We start from the raw sequence: 23,127 nt of genomic DNA, 5'->3' as shown, positions 1-23,127 counted from the left end.
GGGCCATCGGGACGAACGTCTCACGCACTGGTCCATTTGAAGAACCTCACCGTGAGGACCGTGAACAGCACGGTCCAGCCGGCGAGGATGAGCGCGGAAAGCCAGGGCAGCGCAGCACCGTTGAGGGCGGCGCGGACCAGCGCCATCAGCGCGCCGGAGGGCAGCAGCTGCACGAGCGGCTGCGCCCATGAGGGGAACGATTCGACCGGAAGGGCGACCCCGCCACCGGCGACCAGGGCGATGAACGCGAGGTTCGCCAGCGCCAGCACTCCTTCCGCGCGCAGCGTCCCGGCGATGAGGAGCCCGAGGGCGCCGAACGCGGCGGTGCCGAGCAGCCATGGGAGCACCGCGGTGAGGACCTGGGCGGCCGACGGGTGCCAGCCGAGCGCGAGGGCGAGGGCGCCGAGGGCGGCGACCTGCAGCAGATGGATGAGACCGAGCGCGAGGAGCTTGCCGGCCATGTAGCCGGAGCGGCCCAGGGGAGTGGTGGCGATCCAGCGCAGCACGCCTGCCCGTCGGTCGAAGCCGGTGGCGATGGACTGCGAGGTCATCGAGGTGGCGATGATCGCGGTGACGGCGGTGGCGGCGACCTTGTCGCCCATGGTGAGGGCACGACCGTCGAACATCGAGTCGGGCAGGGGGATGAGGTGCAGGCCGAGCAGGACGAGGGCCGGCAGGACGATCGCGACCATGAGCTGTTCGCCGTTGCCGAGGAGGGTGCGGGCCTCCAAGGAGGCGTGGGTGAGGATGCGGCGGCCGGTGCTGGCGGCGCGCTGCGGCGTCGGGGCGGCCGCCGGCGTCTGCGGGGCGGTGGCGGTGCTCATGCGCGGACCTCCTCAGCGTCGTTGGTGAGCTGCACCAGGATGTCCTCCAGCGCGTCGGAAGCCGGCGCGGCCTCCAGGGTGAGGCCCTTCTCGACGGCGGCGCGGTGCATCTGCTCGGTGAACGCGGCACGGTCCTCATCGGTGCCGCCGCCCAGGGTGAGGGTGGTCCGGGTCGGAGCGGAGTCCTGCAGCTGGGACACCACGTCGGCGGTGGAGCCGGAGGCGAGCATGCGGCCCCCGGCGATGACCACGACGTGGTCGGCGAGGGCCTCGACGTCGTCGATGGCGTGGGTGGTGAGGATGACCGCGGCGCCGCGGTCCGCTTCGGCGCGGATGATGTCACGGGTGCGGCGGCGGATGGCGGCGTCCATCCCAGCGGTGGGCTCGTCCAGGAACAGCAGGTCGGGTTGCGCGATCAGGGCGAGCGCGAGGGACAGCCGCTGCTTCTGGCCGCCGGAGAGCCGCCGCACGATGGTGGAGGCGAACTGGTCGATTCCGAGCTGGCGGGCGAGTGCGTCAGCGTCCCGGGGCTGCTGCACCATGCGGGCGGCGTAGGCGAGCAGCTGGCGGGGCTTCGCGCTGGTGCTGAGGCCGCCGTCCTGCAGCATCACACCGATGCGGGCGCGCCCATCCGCTGTGGTCCGCAGGGGGTCGGCGCCGAGGGCGCGGATGGTGCCGGAGTCGGGAGCGAGCAGGCCGGTGGCGCAGGCGATCGTGGTGGATTTGCCGGCGCCGTTGGGGCCGAGGATGGCGGTGACCTCACCGCGGCGGGCGGTCAGACTCACGCCGTCCACGGCGGTGACGGACCCGAAGCGCTTGGTGAGGGAGTCGATGACCAGGCCGTCGGAGGCGCGGGCTGGATGGGGCAGTTCAGTCATGGCTGCTCCATCGTAGGCCCGCCCCGTCGAGCTGGGTGTGACCGGGGTGGTCATCGGTGCTGCGCGGTGCTGCACACCTCAGCGGTGCGTGATCTCCAGCGGCGTGTTCTCCTGGGCGACCGTCTCGGATTCCAGCGGGGGCAGCGGTGCGGTGCCGCCGTCGCCCCACGTGTTCGTCTCGAACCGGTCGCGGCCGTGCGGCTCCAGCAGCCACTCCATAGTCGGCCCCTTCGGCACGATCTGGGTGGGGTTCACGTCTTCCTGGACGATGTAGTAGTGGTCCTTGATCTGCTGGAAGTCGACGGTGTCGCCGAAACCGGGTGTCTGGAACAGGTCGGCGAGGTAGCCGGAGAGGTTCTCCATCGAGCGGATGGTCTGGCGGTTCGCCTTGAAGTGACTGTGGTAGACGGGGTCGAAGCGCACCAGCGTGACGAACAGGCGCACATCGGCCTCCGTGATGGAGCGGCCCATCAGGTAGCGGCGGGCCGAAAGGCGCTCATCGAGGACGTCGAGGGCGTCCCACAGCTCGTCATAGGCCTCCTCGTAGGCCTCCTGCGTGCCGGCGAAGCCGCACTTGTACACGCCGTTGTTGACGCGGTGCAGGATGAAGTGGTTGAGCTCCTCCATCTCCTCGGCATGCTCGGCGGGCCACAGGTTCGGGGCACCGTCACGGTGGAACTCGGTCCATTCGGAGGAGAAGTCGCGGGTGATCTGGTCGAAGTCGTTGGTGACGACTTTGCCGTCGCGGGTGTCGACGATCGCGGGGACGGTGATGCCGCGCTCGTAGTCGGGGAAGCGCTGGAAGTACGCCTCCTGGAGGCGTTCGATGCCGAGCACCGGGTCCTTGCCGCCTTCGTCGAGGTCGAACGTCCAGGAGCGGGCATCGTGCGTGGGCCCCGGCATGCCGACCGAGATGGCCTCTTCGAGGCCGAGCAGGCGTCGGACGATGAGGGTGCGGTTGGCCCACGGGCAGGCACGGGCGGCGATGAGGCGGTAGCGGTGCGCTTCGACCTCGTAGCCGTCGCGCCCGTCGCGGGTGATGCGAGTGGGGATGTAGGTCATGTCGCGCTCGAAGGCTTCGCCCTCATGCACGTAGGAGCCCTTGGTGGAATGCTGGGTGGTGTCGTCGGGAGTCATGGTGCCTCCTTCTCCGGCGGTGGGCCGACGGATGCTCGTCGGCGGTTGGAGTCCACTCTAGCGACCGATAGTTGAATAGTGAAGCATCGTGGGCAAGCGGCCGATGACTTAGGTCCCCCTTCGTTTCTTTTCGCAACGGCCGGGTTGTAGAATCGGTGTCAATGTCGTCGAGCAGCGGAAAGAGGTGAACGATGACCGATCAGAGTCCCGCACCCGCGGGAGTCGGTGCTCCTGAGAGCACCCGTGATCGCCTCGTCGAAGCCATCTCCGTGGACGGCCCCATCGCAGCCGGTGACCTCGCCGAGCGCTTCGGCCTCACTGGCGCCGCCATCCGCCGCCATCTCGCTCAGCTGGAGGCCGACGGCGTCATCGAGGAGCGCGAACCGGCCACCGTCAAGCGCGGTCGCGGGCGCCCCCGCCGCGAATTCGTCCTCGCCTCCTCAACGCCTCGCGACCTCGCCTCCTCCGAGGCGGACGAGATCGCCATCGCCGCCATGCGCGAGCTGGAAGCAGCTGGGGGAGCGGAGGCCGTTGTGCGCCTCGCCCGCGCCCGCACTGATCGCTGGGAGCGCGAGTTCGCCAGGCGCCTCACGGCCGAGCAGGCCGACGGGGCCGAGGTCACCACGGCCCGCCGTCTGGAGATCGTCGTCGACCTGCTGCAGGAGCGCGGCTATGCCGCCTCCATGCGTCCCGTCGCAGTGCGCCTTCCCGGAGGTGGGCGGACTCTGCGCACCGTTCAGCTGTGCCAGGGGCGCTGCCCCATTCAGGACATCGCAGCTGAGCACCCTGAGCTGTGCGACGTCGAGACGTCCGCACTCGCCCGCATGCTGGGGGCGCCGGTCCAACGGCTGGCGACCCGCGCTTCGGGCGCCCATGTCTGCACCACCCACGTCACTCCGATGCCGGGTGGTGGGGACGAGCTGCCCGACCACGAATTGTTCACAGAAGGAAGGACACCATGACGAGTGCACCTGAACAGCTGACCCAGGACGAGATCATCTCGTCCATCGGAAGCTATGAGTACGGCTGGAGGGACTCTGACGAAGCAGGTCAGAACGCCCGCCGCGGTCTGTCCGAGGATGTTGTCCGCAACATCTCCGAGCTGAAGGACGAGCCGGAGTGGATGCTCAAGCGCCGCCTGCGCGCCCTCAGCCTGTTCGAGAAGAAGCCGATGCCCACCTGGGGCCCCGACCTCTCCGGCATCGACTTCGACAACATCAAGTACTTCGTGCGCTCCACCGAGAAGCAGGCCACCAGCTGGGAGGACCTGCCGGAGGACATCAAGGAGACCTACGACCGCCTCGGCATCCCCGAAGCGGAGAAGGAGCGCCTGGTCGCCGGCGTCGCCGCGCAGTACGAGTCCGAGGTCGTCTACCACCAGATCCGCGAGGACCTCGAGGCCCAGGGCGTCATCTTCGTGGACACCGACACCGGCCTGCGGGAGTACCCCGAGCTGTTCGAGGAGTACTTCGGCACCGTTATCCCGTCGGGCGACAACAAGTTCGCCGCTCTGAACACCGCCGTGTGGTCCGGCGGCTCCTTCGTGTACGTCCCGCCGGGTGTCCACGTGGAGATCCCGCTGCAGGCCTACTTCCGCATCAACACGGAGAACATGGGCCAGTTCGAGCGCACGCTGATCATCGCGGACGAGGGCTCCTACGTCCACTACGTCGAGGGCTGCACCGCCCCGATCTACAAGTCGGACTCGCTGCACTCCGCCGTGGTGGAGATCGTCGTGAAGAAGGACGCCCGCGTCCGCTACACCACGATCCAGAACTGGTCGAACAACGTGTACAACCTCGTAACCAAGCGCACCACGGTGGAAGAGGGCGGCACCATGGAGTGGGTCGACGGCAACATCGGCTCCAAGGTCACCATGAAGTACCCGGCTGTCTGGCTGATGGGCGAGCACGCCCGCGGCGAGACCCTCTCGATCGCGTTCGCCGGCGAGGGGCAGCAGCAGGACACCGGCTCGAAGATGGTGCACATGGCACCGAACACCTCGAGCTCGATCGTCTCGAAGTCCGTCTCCCGCGGCGGCGGCCGATCCTCGTACCGCGGCCTGGTGCAGGTGAACAACAATGCCCGGCACTCGGCCTCCACCGTGCTGTGCGACGCCCTGCTGGTGGACACCCAGTCCCGCACCGATACCTACCCGTACGTGGATGTGCGCGTGGACGATGTCCAGATGGGCCACGAGGCGACCGTCTCCAAGGTCAGCGAGGAGCAGCTCTTCTACCTGATGAGCCGCGGCCTTGAAGAGACCGAGGCGATGGCGATGATCGTGCGCGGCTTCATCGAGCCGATCGCGCGTGAGCTCCCGATGGAGTACGCGCTCGAGCTCAACCGACTCATTGAACTGCAGATGGAAGGAAGCGTTGGCTGATGACAGTCACAGACCACTCGAAGGCTGAGCTGGAGTCCGAGGGCATCGCCCTCGGTGCCCACACGGAGGATTCCCGCGCGTACCGCTACGCCGCGTTCGGCGTGGACAACCACGAGATCCCGACCGGCCGCGAGGAGGAGTGGCGCTTCGCCTCCCTGCGCGAGATCTACCCGCTCCTCCAGGCCACCGAGACCACCGTGTCCGAGGACGTCGTCGCCTTCGACGTCGACGAGGTCGAGGGCATCACCGTCGGCTCCCTGGGGGCCGACGAGGCGCCCCGCAACACCCTGCTCGTCCCGGAGGACCGCATCGCGGCCGCAGCCGCTGAGCTGACCGCGAACGCCCTCCACCTGAAGGCGCCGAAGAACACCGTGGTGGAGCAGCCGCTGCGCGTGGAGATTACCGGCAAGGACGGCTCCACTGCCTCGCACGCCGCGATCGTGCTCGAAACCGAGGAGTCGGCTCGCGCCACCTACATCCTCAACCACACCGGCACCGCCCTGTTCGGTGAGAACGTGGAGATGGTCGTCGGCGACAACTCCGAGATGACCGTCATCTCCCTGCAGGACTGGGACGACGACGCCATCCATGTCGCCACCCACGTGGCGCACCTGGGCCGCGATGCGAAGCTCAAGCACATCGTCGTCTCCCTGGGCGGCCGTGCCGTGCGCGTGAACTCCACGTCGAAGTTCAACGCCCCGGGCTCGGAGATCGAGCAGATCGGCCTGTACTTCGCCGATGACAAGCAGCACCTCGAGCACCGCCTGTTCGTGGACCATGCCGCCCCGAAGTGCACCTCGGACGTCACCTACAAGGGGGCGCTGCAGGGCAAGGGCGCTCGGTCCGTGTGGGTCGGCGATGTGCTGATCCGCAAGGAGGCCGAAGGCACCGACACCTACGAGCTGAACCGCAACCTGGTCCTCACCGAGGGGGCGCGCGCGGACTCCGTGCCGAACCTGGAGATCGAGACCGGTGAGATCGAGGGCGCCGGCCACGCCGCCGCCACGGGTCGCTTCGATGACGAGCAGCTGTTCTACCTGCGCTCGCGCGGCATCCCCGAGATCGAGGCCCGCCGCCTGGTGGTCCGCGGCTTCTTCCAGGAGCTGATCCAGAAGATCGACGTTCCGGAGATCCGCGAGCACCTCACCGACTCCATCGAGGACGAGCTCCGTCGGAGCATGAACTGATGACCCCGACCTTCCACGCGGCTGCGAACATCGCGGACATCGCCCCCGGAGAGGTGCTCAGCGTGAGCGTCGCCGGTGTCGATGTCGCCCTGGCGCGCGACGCCGACGGCACCCTCCACGCCCTGGAGGACCGCTGCAGCCATGGGGAGGTCGCCCTGTCCGACGGAGACGTGTTCGAGGGCACGCTCGAATGCTGGAAGCACGGCAGCCAGTTCGATCTGCGAACCGGTCGTCCCCGCCAGCTGCCCGCCACCGAACCCGTGGCCGTCTATCCCGTATCCATCGATGAGGCCACCGGCGCGATCAGCGTTGCGGTGACCGACCCCCACAGCTGACTGAAACTCGAAAGGACATCATGTCTGTTCTTGAAATCAAGGACCTCCACGCAACCGTGGAGACCCCCGAAGGCGACACCAAGGAGATCCTCAAGGGCGTCAACCTGACCATCAAGTCGGGTGAGACCCACGCGATCATGGGCCCGAACGGCTCCGGAAAGTCCACCCTCGCCTACGCCGTCGCCGGCCACCCGAAGTACGAGATCACCCAGGGCGAGGTCCTGCTCGACGGTGAGGACGTGCTGGAGATGTCCGTGGACGAGCGCGCCAAGGCGGGCCTCTTCCTCGCCATGCAGTACCCGGTGGAGGTGCCGGGCGTGACCGTCTCGAACTTCCTGCGCACCGCGAAGACCGCCGTGGACGGCGAGGCCCCGAAGCTGCGCACCTGGGTGAAGGACGTCAAGGGCGCCATGGACCAGCTGCGCATGGACCCGAAGTTCGCCGAGCGCAACGTCAACGAGGGCTTCTCCGGCGGCGAGAAGAAGCGCCACGAGATCCTCCAGATGGAGCTGCTGAAGCCGAAGATGGCGATCCTGGACGAGACCGACTCGGGCCTGGATGTGGACGCTCTGCGCGTCGTCTCCGAAGGCATCAACCGCGTGAAGGAGAACGAGGGCCTGGGCGTCATGCTCATCACCCACTACACCCGCATCCTGCGCTACGTGAAGCCGGACTTCGTGCACGTGTTCGTCAACGGCCGTGTTGCTGAGCAGGGCGGCCCGGAGCTCGCTGCGCGCCTGGAGGAAGAGGGCTACGACCGCTTCCTCACCGCAGCGAACGCCTGAGACCTGAGCGCACCCGCGCAGAAACGAGGCAGACATGGCTGAATCCAAGCCCGTTACTGAAGAGGACCTGATCGAGGCCCTCAAGGACGTCATCGACCCGGAGCTCGGCATCAACATCGTTGATCTGGGTCTGGTGTACGGCGTCACTCTCGAGGACGGTCACGCGGTCGTGGATATGACACTGACGTCCGCGGCGTGCCCGCTGACCGATGTGCTGGAGGAGCAGACCTTCGCCGCGCTGGATCCGATCACCGAGTCGCACCGCATCAACTGGGTGTGGATGCCGCCGTGGGGCATGGAGAAGATCACGGAGGATGGTCGCGAACAGCTGCGCGCGATCGGCTTCAACATCTGACGCCTGTCCCTGACAGTCACCGGCGCCGTTCCCCTTCGTGGGGGCGGCGCCGGTGGCGTTCCAGGAGGGGGCCGACGAGTGCCCGCGAGTGTGGAATCCGGGTGGGGGGCAGGATGGTTCGTTCGGTCACACCACGGTTGCGTCCGAATCGACCCGAATGATCAGTAGCTTTCTAGGGTGGCCGATGGGGCGAGGAATGGACCAACGCCCCGTGTCCCCTCGTCTCAGAAGGACTTTCATGACCAATCAGATTTCCCGCCGAACCCTGGCACGCGGTGTCGCGTGGTCGGTTCCCGTTGCCACGGTGAGCGTCGCCGCTCCCGCCTATGCGGCGAGTGGACCCTGCAAACCTGTCCTGGACTCAGGCGGCGGTTACTCATACGACTGGGGAGTAGCGAATACGACGACCGTTCAGACCCTGAAGGCGGCAGGCAGTCTGACGGTCAGGAACCTTCCGGCCGACGCTGTCATCACCACGGTGGATTACCGTCTCATCGTCATGAACCGCGTTGATGGCCCGGCGGGCACCAACTGGCAGGACTACGGCGCCTACGACCCGGGCCACGGCAAGGTGAATTGGAAGGACTACTACGGCCACCGTACGACGTGCTTGGCCGATTACAGCACGATTAAGGGCTGTGACTTCACCGCGCTCTACAACACGACGGTGGCGCCCGGTAGCGCTGCGCTGGAATCGAAGACCTGCGGAAAGCTGCTCTACCGGAGCTCGTCGGGAACCGACCCGATCTGGGTTACCGGCAACGCTCAAATCTTCCTCGAAAGCAACTGGGTGGACCGGACCTTCCAGGATGGTAAAAAGGGCAAGGCCTGGACGCTGAAGTTCCAGTCCGACCCGAGCAAACTCACGCCATCCCACTGGACCACGAATTCCACCACCGGGTGCAAGACGCTCACCATCAAGGACACCCCGATCTTCGAACTCGGGTACAGAAGTGTCAGCGGTCCCACCGCCAAACAGTCGACGTGGCCGACAGCCGACTGGCAAGTCGTTGTCGAATACACCACCAAGGATGGCCGGAAGTGGCGCATGACCCGGGTCTGCCCGAGCGACCCGCGAACCGGTGGAACCTGCACTTCGTCCACAGTTCAGATCTGAAGCCGACCATATGACGAAGCGGCGGGCCCCTGTGGGGGCCGGCCGCTTCGTCATTCCCGCGTGGAAACTGTCCACGAGGCGGGGAGCGCCTCAGCCGAGAACGCTGCTGATCTCCTTCACGTCGATCCCGAGTGCTTCGCCCACACCGGCGTTGGACAGAGAGCCGCCATGCGTGTGCAGGCCCTTCGCGAGTGCTGCATCGTCGGCCAGCGCAGCCCTCCAGCCCTTGCCCGCGATCGCCATCACGAACGGCAGCGTCGCATTGTTCAGCGCCGTCGTCGCGGTGCGCGGAACCGAGCCCGGCATGTTCGCCACGCAGTAGAACGTGGTCTCATGCACCCGGAACGTCGGATCATCATGCGTGGTCGGCCGGCTGTTCTCGAAGCAGCCACCCTGATCGATCGCCACATCCACCAGCACCGCGCCCGGCTTCATGCCGCGCACCATCTCATCGGTCACCAGCTTCGGCGCCTTCTTACCCGGGATCAGCACCGACCCCACGACCACATCCGCGTCCCGCATGTGCTCCGCCAGATCGAGGCTGGTGGAATACGCAGTGCGGATCGACCCACCATGCGTCAGATCGATCTGACCCAGGCGCGCCACATTCACATCCATCACGGTGACGTCGGCCTGCATGCCGCGCGCCATGATCGCGGCCTGCTCACCGACCACACCGCCGCCCACCACCAGGATCCTCGCCTTCGGTGTGCCCGGGACACCGCCCATCAGCACACCCGCACCGCCCAGCGGAGCCATCAGATGGTAGGCCCCCACCTGCGCCGCCAGACGCCCAGCGATCGCGCTCATCGGCGCCAGCAGCGGCAGCGACCCATCCGGGCGCTGCACCGTCTCATACGCGATTGCGGTGGTGCCCGCCTCCAGCAGAGCCCGAGTCAGCGACTCATCCGCCGCCAGATGCAGGTAGGTGAACAGGATCAGGTCACTGCGAAGGTATCGGTACTCCTCCTGCAGCGGCTCCTTCACCTTCACCACCATGTCCGCCCCAGCCCACACCTCGTCAGCAGAGGGCAGAACCGATGCGCCGGCCTGCTCATACGCGGCGTCATCGAAACCGGCGCCCACACCCGCACCCGCCTGAACGGACACGCTGTGCCCGGCCGCAACGAGCTCATGCACCGCGGCGACCGACAGGCCCACCCGATACTCGTGGTTCTTGATCTCCTTCGGCACTCCGATGCGCACAGCAGCTCCTTCCTGTTGATGGGGAGCGCCGGCCGCTCCGACACTCACCCCGGCTGGTCACCTCCATCACATCACAGAGGTCTCGGGACCTGTGTCGGTGCGCGTAGGATCAACAGGGCCCGAAACAGCGAGACGCAGAGGTGTTCATGATCAGCGTGCAGGACCTGGAGATCAGAGTGGGCGCACGCCTCCTGATGGAGAACGTCAGCTTCCAGGTGAACAAGGGGGACCGCGTCGGCCTCGTCGGCCGCAACGGCGCCGGCAAGACCACCCTGACCCGCACCATCGCCGGCGACCTCCAGCCCGCGAACGGCACCATCGACACCCGCGGCCAGATCGGCTTCCTCCCGCAGGACACCCAGGTCTCCGATCCCACCCAGACCGTCCTCGCCCGCATCCTCTCCGCCCGCGGCCTCGACGAGATCCACCGCCGCCTGGCCAAGGCGGAACATGAGATGGCGGACATGTCCATCAGTGCGGACCGCCGGGAGAAGGCCCTCAACCGCTACAGCCGCCTCTCCAATGAACTGGAGATCCAGGGAGGCTACGCCGCTGAGGCGGACGCCAAACAGCTCGCCGCGAACCTCGGCATCCCCAACAGCCTCCTTGAGAACGAACTCGGCACCCTCTCCGGTGGCCAGCGCCGCCGCGTGGAACTCACCCGCATCCTCTTCTCCCAGGCCGAAACCCTCATCCTCGACGAACCCACCAACCACCTCGATGCCGACTCCGTCAGCTGGCTGCGCGACTTCCTCATGACCTACCCCGGCGGGATGGTGATCATCTCCCACGACGTCGCCCTCGTGGAACAGGTGGTCAACAAGGTGTTCTACCTCGACGCCAACCGCCACGTCATCGACATCTACAACATGGGCTGGAAGAACTACCTGACCAAGCGTGAGGACGATGAGAAGCGCCGCCGCCGCGAACGCCTCTCCGCCGAGAAGAAGGCCGCAGCCCTCACCACCCAGGCCGAGAAGATGAAAGCGAAGGCCACCAAAGCCGTCGCGGCGCAGAACATGCTCCGCCGCGCCGAACGCCTCCTCGACGGGGTCGAGGAGGACCATCAGCGGGACAAGGTTGCGAAGCTCCGCTTCCCATCCCCGGCGCCCTGCGGACGCACCCCGCTGAAGGCCGACGGGCTCTCGAAGTCCTACGGGTCCCTGGAGATCTTCACCGGTGCCGACCTCGCCATCGACCGCGGCTCCCGCGTGGTCGTGCTCGGCCTCAACGGCGCCGGCAAAACCACCCTTCTGCGACTCCTCGCCGGAGTGGAGACCCCCGATTCCGGCGAGGTCATCGCCGGGCACGGCCTGCGCCTCGGCTACTACGCACAGGAGCACGAAACCCTCGACGGTGACCGCACCGTCCTGGACAACATGCAGCGCGCCGCCGGCGATATGGCTGAAGTGGAGGTGCGCAAGATCCTCGGCTCGTTCCTCTTCACTGGGGACGATGTGCACAAGCCCGCGCGAGTCCTCTCCGGCGGCGAGAAGACCCGCCTGGCCCTCGCCACGCTGGTGGTCTCCAGCGCCAACGTCCTCCTGCTCGATGAGCCCACCAACAACCTCGACCCCGCCAGCCGTGAGGAGATCCTCGGTGCCCTCCACGCCTTCGAAGGCGCGATCGTGCTGGTCAGCCACGACCCGGGCGCCGTGCGCGCCCTCAACCCGGAGCGCGTGCTCGTGATGCCGGATGCGACCGAGGATCTGTGGGGCCCCGACTACGAGGAGCTGATCGAGCTCGCCTGACGCAGTGCTGCGTCCCGTGTGTTCAACGGGTCACCACCGTCTGCGACCTGCACGATCACCGGGCCGGCTCTTGTAGGATGGGGCGGACATGCGCCCGCGACCGGGACGAGCCCGAACGAGAGCGCTCAGAGACTATCGAGGAGACCCATGGCAACGAGCAACGACCTCAAGAACGGCATGGTGCTGAAGATCGACAACGGCCTCTGGCAGGTCGTGGAGTTCCTGCATGTGAAGCCCGGCAAGGGCCCGGCCTTCGTGCGCTCCAAGCTCAAGAACGTCCTCACCGGCAAGACCGTGGACAAGACCTTCAACGCCGGCGTCAAGGTCGAGACCGCCACCATCGATCGCCGCGACATGCAGTACTCCTACAAGGACGGCGACATGTTCGTCTTCATGGACACCAGCACGTGGGAGCAGACCAACCTCACCGAAGAGCTCGTCGGCGACAGCGCTGACTACATGCTCGAAGGCCAGGACATCGTTATCGCCTTCCACGAGGGCAACCCGCTGTTCGTGGAGCTGCCGCCGTCGGTGGTCCTCACCATCACCCACACCGAGCCGGGCCTGCAGGGCGACCGCTCCTCCGGCGGCACCAAGCCCGCCACCCTCGAAACCGGCAAGGAGATCCAGGTGCCGCTGTTCCTCGAACAGGACACCAAGGTCAAGGTCGACACCCGCACCGGCGAATACACCGGGCGCGCCTGAGCATGACCGACCTCCCCCTTCCGGAGCGCGACGGAGCGGACGTCGAGCTCGTCCGCTCCGTCGCTGCGGACACCTCCGGCTTCAGCGCCACCACCCGCGCACGCCTGCGCGCCGTCGATGTGCTGTTCGAAGCCGATCTGCGCGGCGCCGACACCGCCGAGATCGCCGAGAGCCGCACCCAGCGCTCCACGGCCCAGACCACCCTGCCCGAACGGGTCCGCGCCTTCGCCGACCTCTACGCCCGCCACCGCGCAGATGTCGACGACGCTCTGCACACCCACTCCGAAGCGTGGCAGCTGTCGCGCATGCCGGCCGTGGACCGTGCCATCCTGCGCCTGGGCACAGCGGAGATCCTCTTCTCCGAGCAGGACACCCCGCCGGCGATCATCATCCGCGAGTACGTCCGGATCGCGGAGCAGATCTCCACGGAGAAGTCGCCCGCGTTCGTCAATGCGCTCCTGCAGCGGATCGCCGACATGAAGGAGCTCCTCGGCTGAACCCGTCGGCCCGGGCGCTCCGCCCACCCGCCCTTTAAAATCGCGTCCAGAGAGGCGCGGAAGGGAGCCACACATGACCGATACACCCACCACCCGCACCGAGGTCCTCCGGGCGGACGAGATCAGCCGAGCGCTCACCCGCATCGGCTTCGAGATCGTCGAAGCGCAGAAGGGCGAAGACGACTTCGTCATCCTCGGCATCCACAACCGCGGCGTCCCCCTCGCACGCCGCATCGGCGAATCGCTGCGCCGCACCGGCGCCACTGACCGCGAGATCGACGACTTCGTCGGCACCCTGGACATCACCATGTTCCGCGACGACCTCGCTCAGCACCCCACGCGCGTCCCGTACTCCACGGACCTGCCGCCCAGCGGCATCGACGGCCGCACCGTCGTCCTCGTCGACGACGTCCTCTTCTCCGGCCGCACCATCCGCGCCGCATTGGACGCCCTCAGCTCCCTGGGCCGCCCGCGCAACGTGCGCCTGGCCGTCCTCGTGGACCGCGGCCACCGCGACCTGCCGATCCGCGCAGACTTCGTCGGCAAGAACCTCCCCACCTCCCGCCGCGAAGCCGTCCGCGTCCACCTCACCGAGACCGACGGCGACGACGCTGTCCTCCTCGAACGCCCCCTCACCGAGGAGGAGACCCGATGAAGCACCTCATCTCCATCGACGACCTCACCCGCCAGGACGCCATCGACGTCCTCGACACCGCGGAGCACATGGCGCAGACCCAGTCCCGCTCCATCCGCAAACTCCCCACCCTCGTGGGCCGCACCGTGGTCAACCTCTTCTTCGAGGACTCCACCCGCACCCGCATCTCCTTCGAAGCGGCCGCCAAGCGCCTCAGCGCCGACATCATCAACTTCTCCGCCAAGGGCTCCAGCCTGTCCAAAGGGGAGTCTCTGAAGGACACCGCGCTCACCCTCGACGCCATGGGGGCGGACGCCATCGTGGTCCGCTCCTCCTCCTCGGGCGCCGCGCACCTGCTCGCCAATGCCGGCTGGATCGACAAGCCGATCGTCAACGCCGGTGACGGCACTCACGAGCACCCCACGCAGGCGCTGCTGGACGCGTACACGCTGCGCCGCCGCCTCGTGGAGGGGCCGACGGGCTCCGACCTCGCCGGCAAGCGGGTCATCATCGTCGGCGACATCCTGCACTCCCGCGTGGCCCGCTCCAACGTGAAGCTGCTCAGCCTGCTCGGAGCATCCGTCACCCTCGTCGCACCGCCCGCCCTCATCCCCATCGGCGTCCAGTCGTGGCCGTGCGAGGTGTCCTACAGCCTGGACGCCGCCATCGCCGAAGGCGCCGACGCCGTGATGATGCTGCGCGTGCAGCGCGAGCGCATGGTCGGCGGCGGATTCTTCCCCACCGAAGGGGAGTACTCCCGCCGGTTCGGCCTGTCCACCGACCGCGCCGACCGCCTCCCGGACCACGCCGTCGTCCTGCACCCCGGCCCGATGAACCGCGGATTCGAGATCGCCAGCGATGTCGCCGACGGTCCCCGCAGCGTCATCGTCGAGCAGGTCAACAACGGCGTCAGCGTCCGCATGTCCGTCCTCTACCACGTCCTCGCAGCCCACACGGAGGAAGCATCATGACCTCGATCCTCATCACCGGCGCCTCGCTGTACGGCGACACCATCGCCGACGTCCTCATCGACGGCGAGGACATCGTCGCCGTCGGCCCCGAAGCGACCGGCCGCGTCACCGCCACCACCGAAAAGGTCGACGGCACCGGATGCATCCTCCTGCCCGGCCTCGTGGACCTCCACACCCACCTGCGCGAACCGGGCGGCGAAGAGGCCGAAACCGTCGACACCGGCACCATGGCCGCAGCCCGCGGCGGCTTCACCGCCGTGCACGCCATGGCCAACACCACCCCCACCGCCGACACCGCCGGTGTTGTGGAGCAGGTGCACCAGCGCGGTCAGGAAGCCGGGCACTGCGACGTGTTCCCCATCGGCGCGGTCACCGTCGGCCTCGAAGGCGAACGCCTCGCCGACCTCGGTGCCATGGCCGAATCCGCTGCCCGCGTCCGCGTCTTCTCCGACGACGGCAAATGCGTGTTCGACCCCCTCCTCATGCGCCGCGCCCTCGAATACGTCAAGACCGTCAACGGCGTGATCGCGCAGCACGCGCAGGACCCCGCCCTGACCCCCAACGCGCAGATGCACGAAGGCGCCGTCAGCGCCGAGATCGGCCTCATGGGCTGGCCCGCCGTCGCCGAGGAGTCGATCATTGCGCGCGACGTCCTGCTCGCCGAGCACGTCGGCTCCCGCCTGCACGTGTGCCACCTGTCCACCGCCGGCAGCGTCGACATCATCCGGTGGGCGAAGCAGCGCGGCATCGCCGTCACCGCCGAAGTGACCCCGCACCACCTCATCCTCACCGACGAGAAGGCCCGCACCTACAGCGCCCGCTACAAGGTGAACCCGCCGCTGCGCACCCAGAAGGACGTCAACGCCGTCCGCGAAGGACTCGCCGACGGCACCATCGACATCGTCGCCACCGACCACGCCCCGCACCCGCGGGACGCGAAGGACACCGAATGGGACCGCGCCGCCTTCGGCATGACCGGGCTGGAGACCGCCCTCAGCATCGTGCAGGCCACCATGGTGGACACCGGCCGCCTCACCTGGCGGGACGTCGCCCGCATCATGAGTGAGAAGCCCGCCCAGATCGGGCTCGACGCCCGCCACGGCCGCCCCATCGCGGCAGGGGAGCCGGCGAACCTGCTGCTGTGGGACCCGTCGACCACCGCCACCGTGGACCCCGCCGACCACGCCTCGCGCTCCTCCAACACCCCCTTCGAGGGAATGGACCTGCCCGGCACGAACCGCGCCACCATATTCAACGGCCGGTTCACCGTGCGCGACGGGGAGCTCGTGCATGGATGAGCTCCTCAGACCCGACCGCTTCATGCCGCTGGCGGTCCTCGGCGTCCTGTTCATCGGCATCCTCGTCGCCATGTGGTTCGGATGGAAGAACCGCACCGACTCCGACTCCGACCTCCCTGAACCGCTCCCGGTCTCGAACCTCGACCTTCCCAGTGAGGACGAGATGACCGAAGCGGTCGAGGAGCACCCGGCGCCGTCCGCCTCGGACCGCTGGGAGGCCGACGGGATCTACGTCTCCACCACGAAGGCGCGCCAGCCGCTGGAACGGGTCACCGTCCACAACATGGGCGCCCGCAGCGAAGTGACCGTCCGCCTCGGCAGCGACCGCATCCAACTGGTCCGCTCCGGCGCCACCAGCTTCGAAATCCCCATGCAGTCCGTTCTGCAGATCACCACCGCGCGCGGCATGGCCGGCAAGGTCGTCGGCAGGAACGGCCTGTCCGTCATCCGCTGGCGACTGGGGGAGCGGGAACTGGACACCGGCATCCGCTTCCACACCCGTGACGACCACAACGAATTCCTGACCCGCAGCACCACAATCCACCAGGAGAACTCATGACGCGCGATGGCGCCCTTCTGATCCTCGAAGACGGCACAGTCTTCCGCGGCGACGCCTACGGCGCGCGCGGCACCACCCTCGGCGAAGTGGTCTTCACCACCGGGATGACCGGCTACCAGGAGACCCTCACCGACCCCTCCTACACGGGCCAGATCGTGGTGCAGACAGCCCCGCACATCGGCAACACCGGCACCAACGCCGAGGACATGGAGTCCTCCCGCATCTGGGCCGCCGGATACGTTGTGCGCGACGCCGCCCGCCGCACCTCCAACTGGCGCAGCGAGAAGCCCCTCGTCGACGCCCTCACCGACGCCGGGATCGTCGGCATCGCCGGCATCGACACCCGCGCCCTCACCCGTCGGCTGCGGGAGTCCGGCGCCATGCGCGGCGGCATCTTCTCCGGCCCCGCCCTCGACCAGGCCGACGAGGCTGCCCTCCTCGAGCAGGTCCGCACCGCTCCCACCATGGAAGGCGCCTCCTTCGTGGACGAGGTGACCACCCGCGAGGCGTACATCATCCCCGCGGAGGGCGAGAAGATCGGCACCGTTGCGGCGCTCGACCTCGGCATCAAGTCCGCCACCCCGCGCCACATGGCCGCCCGCGGACTCGACGTCCATGTCCTGCCAGCCGCCTCGGGCATCGAGGACATCCTCGCGATCAGCCCCGACGCGGTCTTCTTCTCCAACGGCCCCGGTGATCCCGCCACCGCCGATGAGCAGGTGGAGGTGCTGCGTGAGGTCCTGCGCCGCGGCCTGCCGTTCTTCGGCATCTGCTTCGGCAACCAGCTGCTCGGCCGCGCCCTCGGCTTCGGCACCTACAAGCTCAAGTACGGCCACCGCGGCATCAACCAGCCCGTGCAGCGCCTTTCCACCGGCCAGGTGGAGATCACCAGCCACAACCACGGATTCGCTGTCGACGCACCCATCGGCGAGGCCGTCACCGCCCCGCACAACGACGGCGAGTTCGGCCGGGTCCGCGTCAGCCACGTCTGCCTGAACGACGACGTGGTCGAAGGCCTCCACCTGGAGGACCGGCCCGCGTTCTCCGTCCAGTACCACCCCGAATCCGCGTCCGGCCCGCACGACGCCAACTACCTGTTCGACGCCCTCGTGGACATGATCCGCACCCACCGCGCAGGAAAGGACTCCTGATGCCCCGCCGCACTGACATCTCCTCCGTCCTCGTCATCGGCTCCGGCCCGATCGTCATCGGCCAGGCCGCCGAGTTCGACTACTCCGGCGCTCAGGCGTGCCGCGTCCTGAAGGAAGAGGGCCTGCGGGTCATCCTCGTCAACTCCAACCCGGCGACCATCATGACCGACCCGGAGATGGCCGACGCCACCTATGTCGAGCCCATCGACCCGGACGTCATCCGCACCATCATCGCCAAGGAACGGCCCGACGCGATCCTGCCGACCCTCGGCGGGCAGACCGCGCTCAATGCCGCCATCGCGCTCGATGAGCGCGGCATTCTCAAGGAGTTCGGCTGCGAACTCATCGGCGCCTCCATCCCCGCCATTGAGAAGGCGGAGGACCGCCAGCAGTTCAAGGACGTGGTGGAGCGCGCCGGTGCCGAATCGGCCAGGAGCCGCATCTGCAACTCCATGCAGGAATGCCTCGACGCCGCTGACGAGCTCGGCTACCCGATGGTGGTCCGGCCGTCCTTCACCATGGGCGGCCTCGGCTCCGGCATGGCGTACGACGAAGAGGACCTGCGGCGCATTGCTGGCGACGGCCTCCACTACTCGCCCACCACCGAGGTGCTCCTCGAGGAGTCCATCCTCGGCTGGAAGGAGTACGAACTGGAGCTGATGCGCGACCGCAACGACAACTGCGTGGTCGTCTGCTCCATCGAGAACGTGGATCCCGTCGGCGTCCACACCGGTGACTCCATCACCGTGGCCCCGGCGATGACGCTCACCGACGTGGAGATGCAGAAGATCCGCGACATCGGCATCGCCATCATCCGCGAGGTCGGCGTCGACACCGGCGGCTGCAACGTCCAGTTCGCGATCCACCCCACCACGGGCCGCATCGTCGTCATCGAGATGAACCCGCGCGTCTCCCGCTCGTCGGCGCTCGCCTCCAAGGCGACCGGCTTCCCGATCGCGAAGATCGCCACCCGAGTCGCCCTCGGCTACACCCTGGACGAGATCCGCAACGACATCACCGGCACCACCCCCGCCAGTTTCGAACCCGCCCTCGACTACATCGTGGTGAAGGTTCCGCGCTTCGCGTTCGAGAAGTTCCCCGCCGCCGACCCCACCCTCACCACCACCATGAAGTCGGTCGGTGAGGCGATGGCGCTCGGCCGCAGCTTCACCGAAGCGCTCGGCAAGGCGCTGCGCTCCATCGACGTCAAGGGCGCCGGGTTCCACTGGCGCGGAGACGCCCCCACCGGGGAGGAGCTGGACGCCCTCATCGAGCAGGCCGCCACCCCCACGGATCGCCGCCACGTGCAGGTGCAGCAGATCCTCCGCGCCGCCGCCTGCGGCGACCGCGGGGCCGACGAGCTCATCGACCGGCTCTACGAATCGACCGGCATCGACCCGTGGTTCCTCGACCAGATCCTGCTCGTCAACGAAGTGGCCGCCGAACTGCGCGACGCCGCCGTGCTCGACGAGCCGCTGCTGCGCCGCGCCAAGCGCCACGGCCTCAGCGACGAACAGGTCGCTGAGATCCGCGGCATCAACGACGACGTCGTGTTCGGGGTCCGCAAGGCCCTCGGCGTGGTGCCCGTGTTCAAGACCGTCGACACCTGCGCCGCCGAATTCGAGTCCCGCACCCCCTACTACTACTCCTGCTTCGATGAGGAGACCGAGGTGGAGCCGCGGGAGAAGCCGGCCGTGCTGATCCTCGGCTCCGGTCCGAACCGCATCGGCCAGGGCATCGAGTTCGACTACTCGTGCGTCCACGCCGCCATTGCGCTGCGCAACCCGGAGCTCGGGTACGACTACGAGACCGTCATGATCAACTGCAACCCGGAGACGGTCTCCACCGACTACGACATCGCTGACCGCCTCTACTTCGAACCGCTCACCTTCGAGGACGTCCTCGGGGTGTACGAAGCGGAGAAGGCCGCCGGCCCCGTCGCCGGTGTGATCGTGCAGCTCGGCGGCCAGACCCCGCTGTCGCTCGCGCGCCGCCTCGAAGAGGCCGGTCTGCCGATCATCGGCACCAGCCCCCACGCCATCGACATGGCGGAGGACCGCGGCCACTTCGGCTCCGTGCTGCAGGACGCGGACCTGCCCGCCCCTCCGTACGGCACCGCCTACCAGCTCGACGGCGCCCTCGAGGTCGCGAACACCGTCGGCTACCCCGTCCTGGTGCGCCCCTCGTACGTGCTCGGCGGCCGAGGCATGGAGATCGTGTACGACGACGAGCAGCTCCGCTCCTACGTCCAGCGCAACCTCCCCGAATCCGGCCGCGCCGACGCCCCGATCCTCATCGACCGGTTCCTCGACACCGCCATCGAGATCGACGTCGACGCCCTGTTCGACGGCGAGGAGCTGTTCATGGGCGGCGTCATGGAGCACATCGAAGAGGCCGGCATCCACTCCGGTGACTCCGCCTGCACCCTCCCGCCGATCTCCCTGTCCGATGCCCAGTGCGAACGCATCCGCGAATCCACCGAGGCGATCGCCCGCGGCGTCGGGGTGCGCGGACTGATCAACATCCAGTTCGCGATGACGCAGGACATCCTGTACGTGATCGAAGCGAACCCGCGCGCCTCCCGCACCGTCCCGTTCGTCGCGAAGGCGACCGGGGTGCCGCTGTCCCGCGCCGCCGCCCTGATCATGGCCGGCTCTTCGATCCAGGACCTGCGCGAGCGCGGCGTGCTCCCGGCCGAGGGCGACAACACCCTCATGCCGCTGACCCAGCCGATCGCGGTCAAGGAGGCCGTGCTGCCGTTCAAGCGCTTCCGCACCGCCAGCGGCCGCTCTGTGGACTCCATCCTCGGCCCCGAGATGCGCTCCACCGGCGAGGTGATGGGCATGGACCGCACCTTCCCGCGCGCCTTCGCGAAGGGGCAGCTCGCCATCGCCGGGAAGGGCCTGCCCACCAGCGGCACCGTGTTCATCTCCGTCGCCGATTCGGAGAAGCGCGCCATCGTGTTCCCCGCGAAGCGCCTGCTCGACCTCGGCTTCGAGATCGTCGCCACCGCCGGCACCGCCGGCATCCTCCGCCGCAACGGCGTGGACTGCACCCTCACCCGCAAGAAGTCCGAAGCGGCCGACGGCAGCAGTGAGCCCACCATCATCGACCTGATCGACACCGGGAAGATCGACATGGTGGTCAACACCCCGACCGGCTCGTCCGCGCGGGCCGACGGGTACGCGATCCGTGCCTCCACCACCTCAATCGACGTGCCCATCATGACGACGATCTCGGAGTTCTCCGCGGCTGTGCAGGCCATCGAATCCCTCGCCGACGGGCCCTTCGACGTCATGTCGCTGCAGGAGCACCAGCGGGACCTGGAGGGCGTGCGCCGATGAGCTTCGGAACCGATCTGCAGGCGTCCGTCGCCGAACGCGGCCCGATCGTCGCCGGCATCGACCCCCACGCCTCCGTTCTGGAGCAGTGGGGCCTGCCGAACACCGCGGCCGGTGCCCGTGACCTGTCCCTGCGCATGCTCGAGGCGGTCCAGGGCCGGGTCAGCGCGATCAAGCCGCAGGCCGCGTTCTTCGAACGCTTCGGCGCCGACGGGTTCGCCGTCCTCGAGGAGCTGCTGCAGGCCGCCCGCGCCGCGGGCGTCCTCACGATCCTCGATGCGAAGCGCGGCGACATCGGCTCCACGATGGGTGCCTACGCTGAGGCGTTCCTCGCGCCCGGCGCACCGATGGAGGTCGACGCCCTGACCGTCTCCCCGTACCTCGGCTACGGCTCCCTCGAGCCCGCCGCCGAACGGGTGTGCTCAGCCGGCAAGGGCATGTTCGTCCTCTCCCTCACCTCCAACCCCGACGGCCCCGAAGTGCAGCACGCCCGCACCGCGGACGGCGTTCCGGTCGCCTCCGTGATGGCTCGCCACGCCGCCGAGGCGAACGCTCAGGCGCGCGCCGCGGGGGAGTGGGGGAGCGTCGGACTCGTCGTCGGTGCGACCATCGGCTCGGCCGCCGCGGACCTCGGCATCGATCTGGACGCCGTGGGCGGGCCGCTGCTCGCTCCCGGATTCGGTGCCCAGGGCGCCGGTCCCGCACAGCTGCGCAGCGTGTTCGGCTCTGCCGCGCCGCGCGTGCTGGTGTCGATGTCGCGTTCGCTGATGGCGGCCGGCCCCGATGCCGGTGCGATCAGCGCTGCCTGCGAGAGCACCCGCGCCGACTACGCGCTCTGACCGGCCACGCGCCTGTCTGGGGATTCATCCCCGAGAGGGTGGGTTCTGACCATATCGCTCCGCTATCCTCAGTCGTGAGCGGGATCGCAGGCACACCCGGTGCTGTGCACCCGTCGGCCATTGGAATGAAGAGGTGACGAAGATGGCTCTTCCGACACTGACCCCCGAGACGCGCGCCGCTGCGCTCGAGAAGGCGGCGCGGCTCCGTCAGGAGCGGGCCGCGGTCAAGGCGCGCCTGAAGTCCTCGACCGGCAGCCGAGCGGACGAGATCCGCCGCCTGCTCGGCGAGGTCGACGAGTCCGAGGCCGTAGCGCGGCTCAAGGTCTCCGCCATGCTCGAATCGCTGCCCGGCATCGGCAAGGTGAAGGCAGCGCAGATCATGGAGGAGATCGGCATATCGCCGTCCCGCAAAATGCGCGGCCTGGGACGCCACCAGGCGCAGAAGCTCCTTGACCACTTCGCCGACTGACTGACTGATTGAGACACGTGACGACCCCTTCCTCTCGAACCCCCCGTACGACCCCCTCGCCGGCGGCTGAACCAGCCCGCGTGACCGTTCTGGCCGGTCCCACAGCCGTCGGCAAGGGCACGGTCGTGAACCGCCTGCTGGAGAAGCAGCCGAACCTCCACCTGTCGGTCTCGGCGACCACCCGGCCGCCGCGCCCCGGTGAGAAGGACGGCGAGCACTACCACTTCGTCAGCGAGGACGAGTTCACCTCCCTCGTGGACGCAGGCGACATGCTGGAATGGGCCATCGTGCACGGCAAGCACCGCTACGGCACCCCGCGCGGCCCCGTCGTCGAACAGCTCCAGGCGGGCCGGCCCGTCCTGCTCGAGATCGACCTCGCCGGCGCCCGCCAGGTGCGCGCCTCAATGCCGGAGGCGCAGTTCGTGTTCCTCGCCCCGCCGTCCCGCGAAGAACTGGTCCGCCGCCTCATCGGCCGCGGCACCGAAACCGCTGAGGAGCGCGAACGCCGGCTGCTCACCGCTGAGACCGAGATGGCGGCCGAAAAGGAATTCGATCTGACGATCGTCAACGACGACCTCGACCGTGCCGTTGAGGAGCTCGCCCGCGTCATCGGCGTGGGAGACGTCACCGCCGCCTGAGGCGGCCGCTCCTTCCACCCGAACACCCCACCGCCTATGATGGTGGGTTGCAGTACGAACCGCT

The 23,127-nt window shown here is 68.1% G+C and carries 23 protein-coding genes; 19 read left to right on the top strand and 4 right to left on the bottom strand.

Going from position 1 to position 23,127, the window contains the following annotated elements; translation table 11 throughout:
• Positions 1-20: 20 nt before the first annotated feature.
• The 3 genes from MHY20_RS02340 to MHY20_RS02330 form a co-directional block, all read right to left on the bottom strand.
• Complete coding sequence (locus tag MHY20_RS02340; RefSeq protein WP_239374349.1) at positions 21-824, bottom strand: ABC transporter permease; 804 nt, start codon at positions 822-824, stop codon at positions 21-23.
• On the bottom strand, positions 821-1,702 hold the full coding sequence (locus tag MHY20_RS02335) for an ABC transporter ATP-binding protein (protein ID WP_239374346.1): 882 nt from the start codon (positions 1,700-1,702) through the stop codon (positions 821-823). Before MHY20_RS02335 ends, MHY20_RS02340 begins: the two co-directional genes overlap by 4 nt.
• Positions 1,703-1,780: 78 nt before the next feature.
• On the bottom strand, positions 1,781-2,839 hold the full coding sequence (locus tag MHY20_RS02330) for a glutathione S-transferase C-terminal domain-containing protein (RefSeq protein ID WP_239374343.1): 1,059 nt from the start codon (positions 2,837-2,839) through the stop codon (positions 1,781-1,783).
• Between the two features lie 191 nt (positions 2,840-3,030).
• On the opposite strand from MHY20_RS02330, the gene MHY20_RS02325 reads away from it, so the two are divergent.
• From MHY20_RS02325 to MHY20_RS02295, 7 genes are all read left to right on the top strand, one after another.
• Positions 3,031-3,801, top strand: coding sequence for a winged helix-turn-helix transcriptional regulator (locus MHY20_RS02325; protein WP_239374340.1), 771 nt, complete (start codon positions 3,031-3,033; stop codon positions 3,799-3,801).
• Positions 3,798-5,225, top strand: a complete 1,428-nt coding sequence (gene sufB / locus MHY20_RS02320; protein WP_183374242.1) for a Fe-S cluster assembly protein SufB — start codon at positions 3,798-3,800, stop codon at positions 5,223-5,225. The genes MHY20_RS02325 and sufB overlap by 4 nt, the downstream gene beginning before the upstream one ends.
• A complete protein-coding gene (sufD, locus tag MHY20_RS02315) occupies positions 5,225-6,412 on the top strand; it encodes a Fe-S cluster assembly protein SufD (RefSeq protein WP_183374244.1) in 1,188 nt (395 codons plus the stop codon). Before sufB ends, sufD begins: the two co-directional genes overlap by 1 nt.
• Entirely contained in the window at positions 6,412-6,747 is a 336-nt protein-coding gene (locus MHY20_RS02310; RefSeq protein WP_183374246.1) for a non-heme iron oxygenase ferredoxin subunit, read from the top strand. The genes sufD and MHY20_RS02310 overlap by 1 nt, the downstream gene beginning before the upstream one ends.
• A 20-nt stretch (positions 6,748-6,767) precedes the next feature.
• Positions 6,768-7,532: a Fe-S cluster assembly ATPase SufC gene (gene sufC, locus MHY20_RS02305; protein WP_183374248.1), complete on the top strand. Its 765-nt coding sequence runs from the start codon at positions 6,768-6,770 to the stop codon at positions 7,530-7,532.
• A 34-nt stretch (positions 7,533-7,566) separates the two neighbouring features.
• Positions 7,567-7,887 (top strand): metal-sulfur cluster assembly factor, encoded by a 321-nt coding sequence (locus MHY20_RS02300; protein WP_183374250.1) that lies wholly within the window; start codon positions 7,567-7,569, stop codon positions 7,885-7,887.
• A 238-nt stretch (positions 7,888-8,125) separates the two neighbouring features.
• Positions 8,126-9,004 (top strand): hypothetical protein, encoded by an 879-nt coding sequence (locus tag MHY20_RS02295; RefSeq protein ID WP_239374337.1) that lies wholly within the window; start codon positions 8,126-8,128, stop codon positions 9,002-9,004.
• A gap of 90 nt (positions 9,005-9,094) precedes the next feature.
• Here MHY20_RS02295 and ald read toward each other — a convergent pair whose 3' ends face one another.
• Positions 9,095-10,210 carry an alanine dehydrogenase gene (ald, locus tag MHY20_RS02290; protein ID WP_239374334.1) on the bottom strand — a complete coding sequence of 372 codons (1,116 nt, stop codon included), beginning with the start codon at positions 10,208-10,210 and terminating at the stop codon, positions 9,095-9,097.
• Positions 10,211-10,356: 146 nt separating this feature from the next.
• Here ald and MHY20_RS02285 point away from each other — a divergent pair, with 146 nt between their 5' ends.
• The 12 genes from MHY20_RS02285 to gmk all read left to right on the top strand — a co-directional run bounded on the left by MHY20_RS02285 (position 10,357) and on the right by gmk (position 23,063).
• Positions 10,357-11,961, top strand: coding sequence for an ABC-F family ATP-binding cassette domain-containing protein (locus tag MHY20_RS02285; protein ID WP_183374255.1), 1,605 nt, complete (start codon positions 10,357-10,359; stop codon positions 11,959-11,961).
• A gap of 147 nt (positions 11,962-12,108) precedes the next feature.
• The gene (gene efp / locus MHY20_RS02280; RefSeq protein ID WP_183374257.1) at positions 12,109-12,666 is read left to right on the top strand and encodes an elongation factor P; all 558 of its coding nucleotides are present in this window, start codon (positions 12,109-12,111) and stop codon (positions 12,664-12,666) included.
• A 2-nt stretch (positions 12,667-12,668) separates the two neighbouring features.
• Positions 12,669-13,163 (top strand): transcription antitermination factor NusB, encoded by a 495-nt coding sequence (nusB, locus tag MHY20_RS02275; protein WP_239374331.1) that lies wholly within the window; start codon positions 12,669-12,671, stop codon positions 13,161-13,163.
• A gap of 73 nt (positions 13,164-13,236) precedes the next feature.
• A complete protein-coding gene (gene pyrR, locus MHY20_RS02270; protein WP_183374261.1) occupies positions 13,237-13,818 on the top strand; it encodes a bifunctional pyr operon transcriptional regulator/uracil phosphoribosyltransferase PyrR in 582 nt (193 codons plus the stop codon).
• The gene (locus MHY20_RS02265; protein ID WP_239374328.1) at positions 13,815-14,768 is read left to right on the top strand and encodes an aspartate carbamoyltransferase catalytic subunit; all 954 of its coding nucleotides are present in this window, start codon (positions 13,815-13,817) and stop codon (positions 14,766-14,768) included. The genes pyrR and MHY20_RS02265 overlap by 4 nt, the downstream gene beginning before the upstream one ends.
• Complete coding sequence (locus MHY20_RS02260) at positions 14,765-16,066, top strand: dihydroorotase (RefSeq protein WP_239374325.1); 1,302 nt, start codon at positions 14,765-14,767, stop codon at positions 16,064-16,066. Before MHY20_RS02265 ends, MHY20_RS02260 begins: the two co-directional genes overlap by 4 nt.
• Complete coding sequence (locus tag MHY20_RS02255; protein ID WP_183374267.1) at positions 16,059-16,625, top strand: hypothetical protein; 567 nt, start codon at positions 16,059-16,061, stop codon at positions 16,623-16,625. The genes MHY20_RS02260 and MHY20_RS02255 overlap by 8 nt, the downstream gene beginning before the upstream one ends.
• The gene (carA, locus tag MHY20_RS02250) at positions 16,622-17,776 is read left to right on the top strand and encodes a glutamine-hydrolyzing carbamoyl-phosphate synthase small subunit (RefSeq protein ID WP_239374322.1); all 1,155 of its coding nucleotides are present in this window, start codon (positions 16,622-16,624) and stop codon (positions 17,774-17,776) included. The genes MHY20_RS02255 and carA overlap by 4 nt, the downstream gene beginning before the upstream one ends.
• Positions 17,776-21,120: a carbamoyl-phosphate synthase large subunit gene (carB, locus tag MHY20_RS02245; RefSeq protein WP_239374319.1), complete on the top strand. Its 3,345-nt coding sequence runs from the start codon at positions 17,776-17,778 to the stop codon at positions 21,118-21,120. The genes carA and carB overlap by 1 nt, the downstream gene beginning before the upstream one ends.
• On the top strand, positions 21,117-21,956 hold the full coding sequence (gene pyrF, locus MHY20_RS02240; RefSeq protein WP_183374287.1) for an orotidine-5'-phosphate decarboxylase: 840 nt from the start codon (positions 21,117-21,119) through the stop codon (positions 21,954-21,956). Before carB ends, pyrF begins: the two co-directional genes overlap by 4 nt.
• 142 nt (positions 21,957-22,098) lie before the next feature.
• Positions 22,099-22,425: an integration host factor, actinobacterial type gene (gene mihF / locus MHY20_RS02235; RefSeq protein WP_183374289.1), complete on the top strand. Its 327-nt coding sequence runs from the start codon at positions 22,099-22,101 to the stop codon at positions 22,423-22,425.
• A gap of 80 nt (positions 22,426-22,505) precedes the next feature.
• Positions 22,506-23,063, top strand: coding sequence for a guanylate kinase (gmk, locus tag MHY20_RS02230; RefSeq protein ID WP_239374316.1), 558 nt, complete (start codon positions 22,506-22,508; stop codon positions 23,061-23,063).
• Positions 23,064-23,127: the final 64 nt, after the last annotated feature.

It is taken from the genome of Helcobacillus sp. ACRRO, assembly GCF_022347125.1.
In the GTDB taxonomy this organism is placed as follows: domain Bacteria; phylum Actinomycetota; class Actinomycetes; order Actinomycetales; family Dermabacteraceae; genus Helcobacillus; species Helcobacillus massiliensis.
The sequence above is the reverse complement of the archived record's forward strand: the minus strand, read 5'-3'. Positions and strand labels throughout refer to the sequence as shown.

Bases quoted from the DNA above. Each gene is read 5' to 3' on its own strand.
- MHY20_RS02340 (WP_239374349.1), bottom strand. From the start codon at position 824: ATGAGCACCGCCACCGCCCCGCAGACGCCGGCGGCCGCCCCGACGCCG.
- MHY20_RS02335 (WP_239374346.1), bottom strand. From the start codon at position 1,702: ATGACTGAACTGCCCCATCCAGCCCGCGCCTCCGACGGCCTGGTCATC.
- MHY20_RS02330 (WP_239374343.1), bottom strand. From the start codon at position 2,839: ATGACTCCCGACGACACCACCCAGCATTCCACCAAGGGCTCCTACGTG.
- MHY20_RS02325 (WP_239374340.1), top strand. From the start codon at position 3,031: ATGACCGATCAGAGTCCCGCACCCGCGGGAGTCGGTGCTCCTGAGAGC.
- sufB (WP_183374242.1), top strand. From the start codon at position 3,798: ATGACGAGTGCACCTGAACAGCTGACCCAGGACGAGATCATCTCGTCC.
- sufD (WP_183374244.1), top strand. From the start codon at position 5,225: ATGACAGTCACAGACCACTCGAAGGCTGAGCTGGAGTCCGAGGGCATC.
- MHY20_RS02310 (WP_183374246.1), top strand. From the start codon at position 6,412: ATGACCCCGACCTTCCACGCGGCTGCGAACATCGCGGACATCGCCCCC.
- sufC (WP_183374248.1), top strand. From the start codon at position 6,768: ATGTCTGTTCTTGAAATCAAGGACCTCCACGCAACCGTGGAGACCCCC.
- MHY20_RS02300 (WP_183374250.1), top strand. From the start codon at position 7,567: ATGGCTGAATCCAAGCCCGTTACTGAAGAGGACCTGATCGAGGCCCTC.
- MHY20_RS02295 (WP_239374337.1), top strand. From the start codon at position 8,126: ATGACCAATCAGATTTCCCGCCGAACCCTGGCACGCGGTGTCGCGTGG.
- MHY20_RS02285 (WP_183374255.1), top strand. From the start codon at position 10,357: ATGATCAGCGTGCAGGACCTGGAGATCAGAGTGGGCGCACGCCTCCTG.
- efp (WP_183374257.1), top strand. From the start codon at position 12,109: ATGGCAACGAGCAACGACCTCAAGAACGGCATGGTGCTGAAGATCGAC.
- nusB (WP_239374331.1), top strand. From the start codon at position 12,669: ATGACCGACCTCCCCCTTCCGGAGCGCGACGGAGCGGACGTCGAGCTC.
- pyrR (WP_183374261.1), top strand. From the start codon at position 13,237: ATGACCGATACACCCACCACCCGCACCGAGGTCCTCCGGGCGGACGAG.
- MHY20_RS02265 (WP_239374328.1), top strand. From the start codon at position 13,815: ATGAAGCACCTCATCTCCATCGACGACCTCACCCGCCAGGACGCCATC.
- MHY20_RS02260 (WP_239374325.1), top strand. From the start codon at position 14,765: ATGACCTCGATCCTCATCACCGGCGCCTCGCTGTACGGCGACACCATC.
- MHY20_RS02255 (WP_183374267.1), top strand. From the start codon at position 16,059: ATGGATGAGCTCCTCAGACCCGACCGCTTCATGCCGCTGGCGGTCCTC.
- carA (WP_239374322.1), top strand. From the start codon at position 16,622: ATGACGCGCGATGGCGCCCTTCTGATCCTCGAAGACGGCACAGTCTTC.
- carB (WP_239374319.1), top strand. From the start codon at position 17,776: ATGCCCCGCCGCACTGACATCTCCTCCGTCCTCGTCATCGGCTCCGGC.
- pyrF (WP_183374287.1), top strand. From the start codon at position 21,117: ATGAGCTTCGGAACCGATCTGCAGGCGTCCGTCGCCGAACGCGGCCCG.
- mihF (WP_183374289.1), top strand. From the start codon at position 22,099: ATGGCTCTTCCGACACTGACCCCCGAGACGCGCGCCGCTGCGCTCGAG.